Annotated in this window: 13 protein-coding genes; 3 read left to right on the top strand and 10 right to left on the bottom strand. The window is 44.4% G+C overall.

Annotation, left to right across the window (positions count from 1 at the left end):
- Positions 1-199: 199 nt before the first annotated feature.
- Together CGZ90_RS12995 and CGZ90_RS12990 are read right to left on the bottom strand one after the other, a co-directional pair.
- The gene (locus tag CGZ90_RS12995) at positions 200-643 is read right to left on the bottom strand and encodes an SRPBCC family protein (protein ID WP_094252928.1); all 444 of its coding nucleotides are present in this window, start codon (positions 641-643) and stop codon (positions 200-202) included.
- Between the two features lie 48 nt (positions 644-691).
- On the bottom strand, positions 692-1,126 hold the full coding sequence (locus CGZ90_RS12990) for an Lrp/AsnC family transcriptional regulator (protein WP_094252927.1): 435 nt from the start codon (positions 1,124-1,126) through the stop codon (positions 692-694).
- Between the two features lie 155 nt (positions 1,127-1,281).
- Here CGZ90_RS12990 and CGZ90_RS12985 point away from each other — a divergent pair, with 155 nt between their 5' ends.
- Positions 1,282-2,340 carry an oxidoreductase gene (locus CGZ90_RS12985; RefSeq protein ID WP_094252926.1) on the top strand — a complete coding sequence of 353 codons (1,059 nt, stop codon included), beginning with the start codon at positions 1,282-1,284 and terminating at the stop codon, positions 2,338-2,340.
- Positions 2,341-2,401: 61 nt separating this feature from the next.
- On the opposite strand, the gene CGZ90_RS12980 is transcribed toward CGZ90_RS12985, so the two are convergent.
- Both CGZ90_RS12980 and CGZ90_RS12975 read right to left on the bottom strand, forming a co-directional pair.
- Positions 2,402-2,623, bottom strand: a complete 222-nt coding sequence (locus tag CGZ90_RS12980) for a hypothetical protein (protein ID WP_094252925.1) — start codon at positions 2,621-2,623, stop codon at positions 2,402-2,404.
- A gap of 105 nt (positions 2,624-2,728) precedes the next feature.
- Complete coding sequence (locus CGZ90_RS12975) at positions 2,729-2,932, bottom strand: hypothetical protein (RefSeq protein WP_094252924.1); 204 nt, start codon at positions 2,930-2,932, stop codon at positions 2,729-2,731.
- Between the two features lie 180 nt (positions 2,933-3,112).
- On the opposite strand from CGZ90_RS12975, the gene CGZ90_RS12970 reads away from it, so the two are divergent.
- Positions 3,113-3,790: a YdeI/OmpD-associated family protein gene (locus CGZ90_RS12970; protein WP_094252923.1), complete on the top strand. Its 678-nt coding sequence runs from the start codon at positions 3,113-3,115 to the stop codon at positions 3,788-3,790.
- A gap of 47 nt (positions 3,791-3,837) precedes the next feature.
- On the opposite strand, the gene CGZ90_RS12965 is transcribed toward CGZ90_RS12970, so the two are convergent.
- The 5 genes from CGZ90_RS12965 to CGZ90_RS12945 form a co-directional block, all read right to left on the bottom strand.
- Entirely contained in the window at positions 3,838-4,989 is a 1,152-nt protein-coding gene (locus CGZ90_RS12965; protein ID WP_094252922.1) for a cation:proton antiporter, read from the bottom strand.
- A 196-nt stretch (positions 4,990-5,185) separates the two neighbouring features.
- Entirely contained in the window at positions 5,186-5,359 is a 174-nt protein-coding gene (locus CGZ90_RS12960) for an aspartyl-phosphate phosphatase Spo0E family protein (protein ID WP_094252921.1), read from the bottom strand.
- A 127-nt stretch (positions 5,360-5,486) separates the two neighbouring features.
- A complete protein-coding gene (locus tag CGZ90_RS12955; protein WP_094252920.1) occupies positions 5,487-10,628 on the bottom strand; it encodes an Ig-like domain-containing protein in 5,142 nt (1,713 codons plus the stop codon).
- A gap of 73 nt (positions 10,629-10,701) precedes the next feature.
- Positions 10,702-10,965 carry an excalibur calcium-binding domain-containing protein gene (locus CGZ90_RS12950; protein ID WP_094252919.1) on the bottom strand — a complete coding sequence of 88 codons (264 nt, stop codon included), beginning with the start codon at positions 10,963-10,965 and terminating at the stop codon, positions 10,702-10,704.
- Positions 10,966-11,123: 158 nt separating this feature from the next.
- Entirely contained in the window at positions 11,124-11,654 is a 531-nt protein-coding gene (locus tag CGZ90_RS12945; protein ID WP_094252918.1) for a WGR domain-containing protein, read from the bottom strand.
- 62 nt (positions 11,655-11,716) lie between these two features.
- On the opposite strand from CGZ90_RS12945, the gene CGZ90_RS12940 reads away from it, so the two are divergent.
- A complete protein-coding gene (locus tag CGZ90_RS12940) occupies positions 11,717-12,169 on the top strand; it encodes a hypothetical protein (RefSeq protein ID WP_094252917.1) in 453 nt (150 codons plus the stop codon).
- Positions 12,170-12,318: 149 nt separating this feature from the next.
- Here the strand turns inward: CGZ90_RS12940 and CGZ90_RS12935 are convergent, their stop codons facing one another.
- Positions 12,319-13,446, bottom strand: a complete 1,128-nt coding sequence (locus CGZ90_RS12935) for a glycerate kinase (RefSeq protein ID WP_094252916.1) — start codon at positions 13,444-13,446, stop codon at positions 12,319-12,321.
- Between the last annotated feature and the right edge of the window lie 140 nt (positions 13,447-13,586).

The raw sequence follows: 13,586 nt of genomic DNA, 5'->3' as shown, positions 1-13,586 counted from the left end.
AGATCTGCACCTTGCCTTCAGCAAACGTAACAGGATTGTGGAATAAAGGTTTTTAACCCCATAACTAATGGTTAAATGGAGTTTAAAACACTTTGCATTCACGCTTGTAAACTAATATTTTACGCCGCTCACTTTATGATTCATGCCACTTGCCTAAAGCCATTGCCAAAAACATAAAAGGCTGACAAGCATGTCAGCCTTATTTGTCCGTCATCACCTTATCCAGATGCTCCAGAACGTGCGGCCATGCCTGCTCATGCCTCACTTTTGCCTCTTCATCCGGGAATCCGTTATGTGTCAAACGAAGCTTTGTTCCGTCACCAGCTGCTGGCTCAAGCTCAACTGTCAGAACTGTCTCGGTGCCTTTCGTCCCGCCCTCTCCGTTAACCCATGTCATTTCGACTAGTCGATCTTGCTCCAGCCGCAAAAAACGCCCGTAATGCGGGTGACGCTTTCCTTCAAAGTGCGTCTCGAAAAAGTAAACGGTGTTGACCTTGCCTTCCATCAGCGTTGTGCCGGGCGCGGCGAACCAGAGGTCAAAGTTCGTCCATGCGCGGAAAAGCACCTCTGGGGAAGCTGTCATCTCACGTTCTATCGTAAAGCCAAATTCTGTGGAGAGGTCGGGAAAGATTACCTTGTTCATAGGAATACCTCCTGTTTGGTTGATATATCCATTTTAAATGATGCATGATTACTCTGCCAGCGGAACAATATTCTTTAACGAGATCGGTGATGATAACACGATAAGAGTCGTGGAGTCTCCGTACTTGCCGCTCGCGTTAATAAAATCCTCGAGTGATTGATTCGATTCGGTTATGACTTTTAGCAGATAATTGTACTGACCGCTGATTCTGTGAAGTTCGATCACATCAGGAGATTCCTCACAAAACCCAATGAACTTCTCACAATCCTTTGTATGAAATAAGAGAAAAGCCGTCGTATTTTTGTGTACTTTTTGAGGATTGATCATCGTCCGATAATGGTCGATCACGCCTTTTTCTTCAAGCCTACGTACTCTTTCCGTAACAGCCGGCTGTGACAGGGCAACTAATTTTCCTAGCTCTGTCATGGATATCCGAGCTTGATCCTGCAGCTGAAGCAAGATTTCTTTATCAACAGCATCCATCATTCACCCCTCCTTTTAAAATCACTGTAAAAGTAAGATATTAACTTTATTTTATAATAAAGTCTCGCTGTATTCATTTAATCCTCACTGTAAGAAGCTCCAATTTTTGATTAAAATTTTTATAAGAACATGTTGGAGAAAGTGAGGCAGCCAAAATGGATCATGCGTATCACAGATTGCTAGAGCCTGTTAAAGCCGGGTCTTGGAATTTAAGGAATCGTATTTGCATGGCGCCGATGACGCGGTGCTTTGCAGATGACGAAACAGGCGTTGTTGGTGAGGATGTTATTGACTATTATCGAAAGCGAGCTGCAGATGGGGTTGGTCTGATTATTACGGAAGGGATTGTGATCAGTTCTCGAGGAAAAGGGACATTCAATCTGCCAGGCTTGTTTACAAAAGCTCAGATCGAGGGCTGGCAGAGGGTGACTGATGCGGTGCATGAGGAAGGCGGTACGATTATTGCGCAGCTATGGCATGTTGGCAGGCTTACTCACCATCAGATCACAGGTGGTTTTCCGCCGCAAGCTCCGTCAGCGATTAAAGCGATCGGCCACGTTCACCGATTTGGGAAGCCTTTTGACATGCCCGAAGAGATGTCACTTCAGGATATAAAAGAGACGATTCTTCAATATAGGCTTGCAGCCCGTAACGCGATGCTCGCCGGCTTTGATGGTGTCGAGGTTCATGGGGCTCATGGTTATTTGATTGATCAGTTCAATTCTGACATATCCAATATACGGACCGATCAATATGGAGGAGACTTGGCACAAAGGTTAACTTTCATGAAGGAAGTGCTGATGGCCGTCAAGCAAGAGGCAGGTGCTGATCGGACGATGATTCGGTTCTCTGCATTAAAAGACGATGTGCCGGACTATATGTGGGAAGATTCGGAAACCGCCATAAAAACGTTCATACAAGTATTTAAAGAAGTGGGGATTAAAAACCTACATCCTTCAACCAACCATTTTAATCAAGTGATCTCTAACGGCAAAACGTTTCATCAACTTGTTCGGAAATATTGGGATGGAATCATTGTGGGAGTTGGAAACCTGAATCCAATTCTTGCAGGTAACGCAGTTCATGAAAACACGATCGACCTCGCAGCATTTGGCCGGCCATTGCTCGCCAATCCCGATTTTGTTCAAAGGTTAACGGAGAACAGAGAATTGAAACAGTATGACGGGAAAAAGCATCTGTCAAAGCTTTTGTAAACATACAAAAAACGTCCAGAGGTAGGACGTTTTGAAGAATTTTCAACAGCAGTAAAATCCGTTACTGCTGTTTATTCTCGTTTTCTTCTTCTTTCTTCTCTTCAGAAGGCTCGTCCGTCGGATCCGGTTCTCCTTCATCCTTCTTCTTGTTTTCCTTCTTCTCCTCAGAAGGCTCTTCCGTAGGATCTGGCTCTTGATTATCACGCTTCTCATTACAGCCAACTAAAAGTCCGGAAAGCATGATAGCTGACATGAACATCATGATGTATTTTCTCCAATTCACGCATGTTCCTCCTTTCTGGCTGGTCGTATTATTAGGATGCAATTTTCAAGATAAATTAAACGCCTGAATAACAGGCTTAGCCATTATTCAGGCATTCATGTTATGTTAGTGCATTTTAGGCATACCTGCCATGCTTTCTCCGCCAGACATCCCCATCATGCCTGTCGCGATCGGCAGCATGTCCTTCATGCTAGCGTCTCTTTTGCTGAACATCTGATAAGCCGCAAACCCGACTCCAGCTGCTGCCACCATTGGCCAGATCTTCCCCATCATGCTTGAGCTTCTGCCCATCATATTTCTGTTCATCATTTTAAGCCGCACCCCATCCCTGTAAAATGGCGTTCAGACCGTCGCCTGAACCTTTATATTTTGGCTAAAACGAGTCATAATAAAACCGTTTTTCAGGGCATAATAACTGGGAATTCATTTATAGATTGCCCGCGCATCCTTCTTTTTATTAAAATGGAAAAAAAGAGAAGGAGAACCATTATGCCTGCAAACTCGACGAAAAGTGTAGCAGAAAAGCTGAATTTTGCTAAATACCCGACAAAACTTATTTTGAATATGCCTGCTAACAATGATGATTTTGCTGAAATCGATTATGATTCTGTCGCTCAAAAGGATCAGTACAGCTTAGTGTTTATTTTTGTTTTTAGCATTGAAGAAATGAAGGAGCACCTGAGCAAGCTGATCGACAAACAGCTTGTCGAGGACAACGGCTATGTATTTTTTGCTTATCCGAAAAAGAACAACCCTCAGTATAAGGAGTTTATTGAGCGAGACAGTTTCTACGGCGAGCTCAATCCCGATGAAGATGGCTATGTGGCAGGGAGCAGTCTGAAGTTTTCTAGGATGGTCAGCCTGAACGATGTGTTTACGGTCGTGGGATTGAAATCTGCTAAGAAAAAGGCTTCAAAAAGTGCGGCAAAAAGCCAGTGTGTGGCTGATTATATTGTGCATGTTGAGGATATTAAGCGATATTTGGCTAAAAACGATGAGCTCTTACAAAAGTATAATGACCTGACGTTCGGGTACCAAAAAGACTGGGCGCGCTATGTGTACAGCGCAAAACGCGAGGAAACGCAGCAAAAACGCCTTGCCGAGATGGAAACGATCATCGGCGAAGGCTACAAATCCATGGATCTTTATCGTCGGAGAAAAAATTAAAAAACAACAGACCATTTCACTAGCTGCGAAATGGTCTGTCTTTACATTCAAGCTATGTTCTTATTTTGCATAACGTTTGATGTGAAAAAACGTTTCATCATCGGCGGAGTCACGATGGTTGTCACCAGTATGACGACAACGAGGACAGCAAACATTTCTTGTGTGAGCAATTTTGTTTCTAAGCCAATGGCCGCAATGATCAAGGCGACCTCTCCCCTTGAAACCATTGCTGAACCGATTCCTAATGAGCTGTTCCAAGAGAATCCAGACAATCTAGCACCAGCCGATGCACCGACTAATTTTGTTAAAATCGCAATGATGCTTAGAACAACAATCAATCCTAGGTTCTCCGTAATCCCATTAAATTGAGCGGAAACGCCGATAGAAGTAAAGAATACCGGCACGAAGACAGAAAAACTGATCGTTTCAATCTTCTCGAATACCTCATGCTTGAATTTCGTTACACTGATGGCCACCCCAGCGATATATGCCCCAATGATTGCAGCAACTCCTGTAAATTCAGCTAGATACGCAAACACAAAACAGATGATTAGAGCGGATGAAATAACGGTTTCTGTCACTCTTAGCGTAGAAAACTTATTCAGGAACCAAGGAACGGCTTTCCAGCCAACAAGGATGGCTCCGGCAAAGAACAATACCTTTTTCAAGATCACCAGCGATAGGTTGACGTCCCCGCCGGCAAAGCTCATTAAAAAGGCCAGAGCGATAATAACCACCACATCATCAATGACGGCGGCACCTAAAATCGTTGTCCCTTCACGTGTTTTTAGTTGATTCATCTCCTTAAGCGCTTGAACAGAAATACTGACACTCGTTGCTGACAGCAGTAAACCTAGAAACAAGGATTCGAAAACGGATAGACCTAAAGTCATACCTGTTAAATAGCCTAATGAAAGCGGGACAATTATGCCGCCTAAGCCGACAAATGTGGACGCTTTTCCGGTCCGCTTAAATTGTTCGATATCTGTTTCTAACCCCGCAATAAACATAAGCAAGATGACCCCGATTTGGCTAAATTCTGCTAAGGTTTCTGTCTCGTTAATTAAGCCTAAAACGCTTGGTCCCAAAACGATCCCAATCAATAGCTTTCCAAGAACCGATGGCTGCCCTAATCTAACACTGAGGCTTCCCGCAACCTTTGATGCTATTAAAATAATAGCTAACTGAAGAATTAACATAATAAATACCGCCTTTCCACAAAAAAGAGCCTGCCACCAAGGGACAGACTACTCCCTTGGTGACAGGCTCCTCCAAGTCTTTTCTATATTGTTATAATCGTTTTACGTTAAAACGCACAAAAGGTTTCATAATATAAATAAAAAACTCGCCACGTATGACGAGTTTTTTATTTATATATATTTGTCTCGTTGATTATTATTTGGCTGCAAGCTGAGCGAACTGCTGGTTTTGACTCTTCAAAATGAGGGAGTCTAACTCTTGGCTCAACGCCACTACCCGTGAATCCGTCATCTCTTTAGCGATGTTGTACAGTTGATATAACTCTTTACGCTTGATTGCGATCAGTTGAAATAAATCTTGCTCTTTCAAAGGGCTTACCGACCTTTCATCGTATAGTTACACAACTCATTGTATCACTATACATAGGAAAATTCATCCATTTTTTTGAAGTTATAGATATTTATTACTAAAGTTTTTTGCTGTTCCAAATGGCAGGTTATTTCACTACCGAAACAATTTTTGTTGCACTGACTTGTTTCTTAGAGTCCTTTGCGTTGACGTACAGCTTCGTGCCATACTTTTGCTTAGGTATTTTGACAGTGAAGCTGCCCGTGCTTGTTGCTTTTGCCGAATACACCTTGCTGCCGATTTTCACGGTGACGGTCGCGTATTTCTCCGTTTTTCCAGTAACCGATGTTGATGTGGTTTTCACCGTATTAACTGTCGGCATATTCGGTGCGACTCTTGTGACCTTGATCGAACGCGCTGCGCTTACGTTTCCGGCTTTATCTTTTGCTGTTATCGAAATGCTCGTGCCAGCGTTCTGGACCGGTATCGTGATTTTGTACGTTCCGGTTGAGCTAGCCTTGCCATTATAAGTTTTGGTACCGATTTTTACCACAACAGATGAGTAGGCTTCTGCTTTTCCGAGCACATACACAGCTTTGTTGCTGACCGTGACCATAGCTGGCATGTTCGGCGCGACTTTCGTGACCTTTGTGGAGCGCGGTGCACTCACTAGGCCTCTTGAATCCTTGGCAGTTATCGCAATGCTCGTTCCGGCGTTTTGGATTGGAATCGTGATTTTGTAGATTCCAGTTGTGCTGGCTTTGCCTGTATATGTTAGTGTGCCTATTTTCAGCGTGACTGTTGTGCTGGCATCTGCTCTTCCTGTCACATACGCCGCTTTGTTCGTGACTGTGACTGGCGCCGGCAGGTTTGGTGCGATCCGCGACACAGTTGCAGCTGCTGCTGCGCTCGTGTTGCCAGCAAGATCTGTTGCTTTTGCCGTGATTTTCGTACCAGCATTTTGAATTGGAATTGTAATGCTGAACGTGCCGTCTGGTTTTGCTTTTGCCTTGTATGATGAAGCGCCGACCGTAACCGCCACATCTGCATTCGCCTCTGTTCGGCCGGTCACTGTTGTGGCTTTGTTCGTGACCGTGTTGATGACAGGTGCAGCTGGTGCGGTCTTGTCCTCGACGGTAACGAAGGCGCTTTCGCTGCGGTTGGCTTCAAGGTCGTCTGCGAAGACTTCAATAACTCTTCCTGCTCCTAACCATTCGTTAAAATAGATTGTAAACTCGCCTGCATTTACGCGCTCTATAATGAAATACTCGGCGTCAATCCTCACATAAATAGTAGCTGGTTCATCAATACTTCCTGTAATAAAATCTTGATTATCACCCACAGGGTTAACTTTTAACGTTGTAGGCGGTGTAATGTCATATACCTTAACGCTTGCTGCCTTGCTCTTATTGCCTGACATATCAGTCGAGTACACCTTGATTACTGTACCCGCAGGCAGCGGAGTGATGTAAATGATAAATTCACCCGTCTCGCTTGCCTTCACTTCGCCAAGCGAGGTTTCGCCTATAAAAGCTTCGACTTTCGCCTGAGGCTCTGTCCACCCGCCAATCCAGTCAAAGCTGTCCGGCACTCCAGCGACCGTTGGAGCTGCCGGAGCTGTATTATCGATGACTGTAATTGTGTAGTCCGCACTTTTAAAGCCGACTGAGTCTTCGGCTGAAAATGTTAAAACTGTACCTGCTTTTTGTTTAGTAATGGGTATATAAAAGTTACCGTAAGAATCTGATGTGGTACGTCCTAACTCCACATCTCCTGTTTTAAGTACAATTGTAGTATGAATCTCTGTCTTACCGATGATATTAGTCGTGCTGTCACCTATTGGCTCAACCGTTATTTTAGGCGGTGTGTCATCTTTTACTGTTACTTTTGTGGTCGTTCCTTTGTTACCGGCGCTATCCACAGCATACACTTCAACCACCCAATCGGCTGGTAACGTATTGATTGGAATCGTAAAGTTTCCGCTCCCATCAGCTGTTGCTGTGGCAGAGCGATAAGATACTACGACTTTCGCATTCGGTTCAGTTTTTCCTGTGATGATCTCATCGTTATCGTCGATTGGATCAACAACAGGCGCTGCTGGTGCGGTTTTGTCTATAACGGTGACAATCATTTCATGTGTATGCCCTGCTTTATCCACCGCTCTCACCGTGATGACCGTATCTGCTTTTTGTTTTGGCACAGTTATGGAATAGGAAAAGTCTTGATCGTTTGAATTGTAACTCGTATCCGTCCCTAAAACGGTATTTCCCGCAAGTGCGGTCACTTTATAAGCACCGTTTACATAGCCTTTTATCTCTGTATGGTAGTCATAAACAGCATCAAGACGTGTAAGTTCAGGAGGCGTGTTGTCTGTTACCTTTAGCTTTGTAAATGCACTCTTGTTCCCTTGAGCGTCTTTAGCCGAAACTTGAATCTCTCTGCCAGCAAGCAGCTTATAAGGCAAAGTGACCGTATAATCGCCGTTCTCATCGGCTACGGCTATTCCAAACAAGTACGTTCCCCCAGATGACTCAACGGTTACAGTCGAGTTCGCTTCCGCTTTTCCCGTCACGGTTAATTCGTTATCCATAATCGGGTTCACGAATGGAGCCGGCGGTGGAGTAATGTCGGAAACAGTCACGATGGCGTTTTCGCTTTTGTTGCCAGATATGTCTACTGCATAAATTTCAATATTTGTTCCCATAGGCTGAGCCTTAATTGTAAGTTCAAATGACCTTAAATAATTTAAAACTGCTTTGCCGATCTCTTTTTCTCCAACAAAAGCAAAGACCGTTGTATGCGTATCTGAAAGCCCCGTAATTTTTGTTGTGTTATTTCCAACCTTTGATTGAATGATAGGTTTCATCGGCGGTGTTTTGTCGCGGACATACACACCTGCTGGTTCGCTTCTATTTCCTGCCTCGTCAATAGCCGTTACATAAAAAGAGGCGCTTGCAGGCTGCATAGGAATTTCCACGCTGAAATTCCCTTCTAAATCAGGTTCAGCCGTATAGATTGTGCCGTTAATATATACCTCTATGCTAGTATTAGGCAGCGTTTTTCCTGTTAACGTTGTGTCAATATCCGAAAAAATGTTCACTTGCGGTGATGGCGGCGGTGCGTCATACACCGTTACCGTTGCTTCCTCGCTATTTAAACCGGATGAATCGGTCGCATGCACGGTCAAGACCGTCCCGATTGGCAGCTCTGGAATGGATATGTGGAAATTGCCGTTTTGATCTGTTGGGCCACTACGGAAGTGATCTTCCCATTTCACTACCACTTCTGTTCCTGTCTCAGCCACTCCGTCCATCTCGGTCGTATGCTCAGAAACAGGGTTTACCACCGGCCTTTGCGGAATTATTTTGACTTCCGCTTCTGTTTGAAAACCGTTATACGCAGCCTTCACTTTTGTGATTCCAGTCGTATAGCCGTTTAGCTTGCCGTCTTCAAGCTTGGCGACAGCGGGGTTGTCTGTTGTAATTTCCGAACGACTGGTGACGTCCAGATGCTCCCCGTTTTTATAATTCGCGGTTAGTGTAAGTTCTGTTGATTCGCCTTTTGTCAGGACATATGATTCTTTGTTTAACTGGAGACTTGTTAGTTCGCTCTCCGTCTCGAATGAGAGGACGATATCATCTTCCAGATAGGTCTTTTTGTAATTGAATAATGACTCCGAACGGCTGATGGCATCCCAAGGCACCGTTAGTTTGTAAGATGTTTCTGGCTCGAGATCGGCGCTGATTTGCAGGCTGTTGTCTCTTATCCTTTTTAAAATCGGCAGTACATGGTTGTTCTCGTCCACCAGCTGAATTTCATCATACGACCGATCAGGCTCTACTTGATTTAAAATGTTAAAAGGAATACTGATTAATTGATGAATATTAACGTACTTAGCTCCGTTCTGCGGTTCCGTCTCTGTAGGAACTAGATCCTCGAAATAAGTGTAGTATTCGTTGTTATATTGAAGCTGTACGTTCTGTTCCTCTAGCTGCTGAATGTTATTTAAAGCAAGAGGATTGAACCCTAATTCAATGGCAATGTTCTCACGGCCGTTTGAATTCATCACGTTTTCCACGAGTGGACCGAGATCCCGGATCTGATTGCTCCCGAGGTTAATGTCGGTTAATCGCGTCAGACCTGCCAGAGGTTCAATATTGCGGACCAGATTATTGCCGAGATTAAGCTTTGTTAAATTCGGCATATTTTTCAGCTCATCAATGCTTGTAATCGCGCGTCCGCCCATGTCACCAGGCAGCTCTAGTTCTTGAAGGTTCGTTAACTTCGCAAGCGATGTTAAGTCTTTTATAAAATTCTGATTGCCTAGATTAAGCACTTCCAGCTGAGTGATGTTTTCTATAAAACTTATATCCTGGAGCATCGCATCACTTAGATTAAGAGATTTCAGCTTAGGGAGGCTGCTGATTTCGGAAAACGGGATGTTTTCTGGATTCGTGCTGCCCATCTGGAGAGATTCCAAGTTTTCGAATGGAATTATTTTGAATGGCGCTTCGATCCCTGACAGATTGAGTTTTTTAGCCTCTTTAATGTGCTGGCTTGTTAAATCAGCAGAAGGTTTAACAGCGAGCTGCATCCTAACGGCTCTTTCGAAAGCAGGATTGTTCACGCTAAGTGCGCTGGAACCGGTGATAGGCTGATCACTATACGCATAATCCACGCTTGCCTGCTCCTCCTGCATCAGGTAATGAAGCTGATTCCAAGTCGCGTCTTCGTTGTAATTTATAGGATTACCAAGGATGTTAAGATATTTGAGCTGGACGTTCGGATTATTTGCTGCATTATGTATCGGTGTAATATCAGTAAGCTTGTTACTCGTTAGGTCAAGAAAACTTACATTTGCAAGATACTCCAACCCGTTAAGATTTGTCAGTTCATTAAATGGAAGTTTAATTACTTTGAGGTGTAAAGAATTTTTTATTTCTGCAAAATCCTTAAAATTAGTTCCTGAAATCGTTAAATCAGTTAAAAGGGGTAAATTATTTAAAAAACTCCAATTTGAAGTATTAGCAGCGGTTATTTCAAGACTTTTTAAATTTTGAGCATATGAAATAATGTGAAGGTCGTCTGAGTTATCATAAAACGTTAGACTGTTCACCTTCTGCATATCTTCTATTGTTATGTCGCCCTGCGGCTTGGCAATTTGGTTTCTAATTTGCTGCTCAACATTTGGGTCGGTAATAAAAACGTCATTGTACGCTGCTTTGGCGTTCAAAGGGACTAGGTTGATTAATAGTAAAATGCAGCAAACTAACTGAAATATTCTTTTCATTTTTTCCTCCACTGTTCAATTCGTGCTGATGCATAACAAAAGACGCACCTCAATTGTGCGCCTTTAAATCTACTTATCTCTCACAAGCGATGAAATCTTTATCGCGGTCGCGGCTCTTGTTCGCGTCGTAAAGAGCTTTAGAAGCATATGGCTTGTACTTCGTCTTGCCGCCCTTGTTCTTCACTTTAGACGTGCGCGCCACTCCGCCTTTATAGACCTTGTTCATCTCCTTGCAATTCTTAAAAACTTTTACTTTTGCAGAAGCAGTTTCAGGTGTTGCAGATGAAACTCCTAAAACTAGTCCTAAGGATAAAACAACCGCAGATGCCTTCTTCAAAATCTATACTCCCTTTCAAATAAATTACTATTCACGAAAAATATAGTATTACATTTATAGGAAGTTATCAAGATACTTTTTATGGAAGTTGGAAGAAAAAGGACTAGCTGATAAATAGCCGGGGTCCGGTACCAATGGTACCGGACCCCGACTAGGTTTTACATCAATTCAAATTCTGCGCCTTTAGGATATAGAACAACGAATTCCTCTTCCTCATTTTCATAGGCAATCTTCACATTATTGTCGAGCAGCTCGTTTTCTCGCAGCTCCTCCATTGTTGTTTGCAGTGCTTTTTGGGGATCTATGACGAAGCTGAAGATATTCGCCGTTCCACTGCCAATGTCACCGCCGTCACAGTGGCCGTTCCCTGTCCAGCCAAGACCTTCATTCATCAGGTCTTCGAGCATATATCGTTTTTCAAGAAGATCGTTTGTTTCATCCCCGCTGTAGCTGAACTGCACAACAAATTCTATCAATTCGTCCTCATCCAGTTCTTCGTATCCGTTCTCCATCTGTTCCTGAGCAAGCCTGCTCATTTCTTTCTCAGGCTTATCAAACATCCCAAGTTTGATTTCCTCCGCTTCACCGCGGTCGCCGACTGTACCGTAATGAACGGTCAGGATCTTCCCATCATTCCATACTTCCCAGTAAAGAAGTTCGTTGTGCTGTTTTTTAATGAGTTTAATCATGTATAGTCTCCTTATCTATTAAAATGTATAATATAGTAAATAATTCCGAAAAGAGGATGTAAATGAACAGCAAGAGTTCTCGTTACCTTACATATTTCTTAGGCTCGTCCATGAGTTATATTGCTTTCTTACTTATTATAGTGGCGTTTCCGTTAATACAAAACAATTATGGTGATTTAGGATTTTCATATTTGGTTGTCACTTTTTATGGTATACCTTTCGTTTATATAACAACTCTTTTGGCTTATGTAAGTTATTTCGTTGTCCGCCGCTTTTTCCCTTCCTGGAAGCTGTCGGTTCACGTTATTGTGTGTGCCTTGCTGTTTAATGTTTTGTTCGCTTATGGACTTTTTGAAGACAGTGCGCTGAGTCAGTTATTAGTAGCGATTGTTGGCGGTGCAGCGGCATTCTTGATTGGAACGAAAGCACGTAAATCAGTCGGGACCTACTTGGGGATTGCACTGCCGGTGCTGAACCTTGTGGGAGTTTTGCTGGCGGCGTATATGATGAAGTAAGGAGGGCGGACGGTGGTCCGCCTTTTTTTGTTTTGGAACGGGGAAGGAAGGGCTTGGAGTACGGCATGCCGTGTTTGGGGTACGGTACCTTTTCGGAGAATCCGCGCTGTTGCTGCTTCGGTTTGAAAGGGTACCGTACCCCCAATAAATTATTTAACCATTACCCTGATTACCTGCTCCGTCGCATCCGCCAGCAGCTCGAACGCATCACACATCGCTTCCTCCACCGTCATCGGCCGGCTGACAATTGAGAAATAGCTCTGCACACCATGTTCATACAGCACTTCAGCTCCGCTCCCGATCGAGCCCGCCAGCAGTACGACAGGAACACCAGCCGCACTACCTACCTGCGCCACTCCAAACGGTGTTTTACCTCTTACTGTCTGGTAATCGATCTGCCCCTCGCCTGACAAAACGAGGTCCGCACCCTCTAAAAACCGTTCAAATTCAACCGTTTCGAGCACGATATCGATGCCGCTTTTTAAACAACTGTTTAAAAACGCCTGCAATCCAGCGCCTAATCCGCCGGCTGCTCCGGCTCCTGGAATGTCCTTTACATCCACGCCGAGATTGCGCTTCAGCACATCCGCATAGTGTGCCAAGTTCCGATCTAGCTCCTCCACCATCTCGGGCGTCGCACCTTTTTGCGGTCCAAAAACCGCACTTGCTCCGTTCGGTCCGCTCAGCGGGTTGTCGACATCACATGCTACTAGAAACGTGGAATCCTTCAGCTCAGCACGCATTCCGCTCACATCCACACGATGCAGCTTATCAAGCTGACCCCCGCCTCGCGCCAATTCATCTCCCTCTTCATCTAGCAGCCTAATACCAAGCGCCTGTGCCATTCCCGCTCCGCCGTCGTTGGTCGCACTCCCTCCTATTCCGAGAATAAACTTACGGCAGCCGCGGTCTAGTGCGGCCAATATCAACTCACCTGTCCCATATGTAGAGGTGACACGTGGATCGCGCAGTTTCTCTTCTACTAAAACAAGTCCTGAGGCTTCTGCCATCTCGATCACAGCGGTTACGCCATCGCCTAAAATGCCGTATTCCGCTGTTACCATCCTGCCCAGAGGGTCTTGTACTTCGGCTTCGTAGATGGTACCGCCCGTGGCATCAGTCAAACTTTGTACCGTACCCTCACCCCCGTCGGCAAGCGGAACTTTGACAATCTCGGCATCCACACCCGCTCGGCGAATTCCTTCCTCCATCGCGTCGCACGCCTGTTTTGCTGTTAAGCTTCCTTTAAAAGAATCTGGTGCCAATAATATTTTCATTTTCAGTCAAAACCTTTCTCTTTGCTTCCTAAGAATATGTTCTTTAGCAAAGCTGCTAATCCTTCGATTTTTTATTGGGGTACGGTACCTTTTCGAAGAATTGCCTCTGCGGCGGCTTCATAAGGAAAAGGTACCGTACC

The organism is Fictibacillus aquaticus, assembly GCF_002245695.1.
Lineage (GTDB): Bacteria > Bacillota > Bacilli > Bacillales > Fictibacillaceae > Fictibacillus > Fictibacillus aquaticus.
The sequence above is the reverse complement of the archived record's forward strand: the minus strand, read 5'-3'. Positions and strand labels throughout refer to the sequence as shown.

Coding starts and splice junctions, on each gene's coding strand:
- CGZ90_RS12995 (WP_094252928.1), bottom strand. CDS start 643: ATGAACAAGGTAATCTTTCCCGACCTCTCCACAGAATTTGGCTTTACG.
- CGZ90_RS12990 (WP_094252927.1), bottom strand. CDS start 1,126: ATGGATGCTGTTGATAAAGAAATCTTGCTTCAGCTGCAGGATCAAGCT.
- CGZ90_RS12985 (WP_094252926.1), top strand. CDS start 1,282: ATGGATCATGCGTATCACAGATTGCTAGAGCCTGTTAAAGCCGGGTCT.
- CGZ90_RS12975 (WP_094252924.1), bottom strand. CDS start 2,932: ATGATGAACAGAAATATGATGGGCAGAAGCTCAAGCATGATGGGGAAG.
- CGZ90_RS12970 (WP_094252923.1), top strand. CDS start 3,113: ATGCCTGCAAACTCGACGAAAAGTGTAGCAGAAAAGCTGAATTTTGCT.
- CGZ90_RS12965 (WP_094252922.1), bottom strand. CDS start 4,989: ATGTTAATTCTTCAGTTAGCTATTATTTTAATAGCATCAAAGGTTGCG.
- CGZ90_RS12955 (WP_094252920.1), bottom strand. CDS start 10,628: ATGAAAAGAATATTTCAGTTAGTTTGCTGCATTTTACTATTAATCAAC.
- CGZ90_RS12945 (WP_094252918.1), bottom strand. CDS start 11,654: ATGATTAAACTCATTAAAAAACAGCACAACGAACTTCTTTACTGGGAA.
- CGZ90_RS12940 (WP_094252917.1), top strand. CDS start 11,717: ATGAACAGCAAGAGTTCTCGTTACCTTACATATTTCTTAGGCTCGTCC.
- CGZ90_RS12935 (WP_094252916.1), bottom strand. CDS start 13,446: ATGAAAATATTATTGGCACCAGATTCTTTTAAAGGAAGCTTAACAGCA.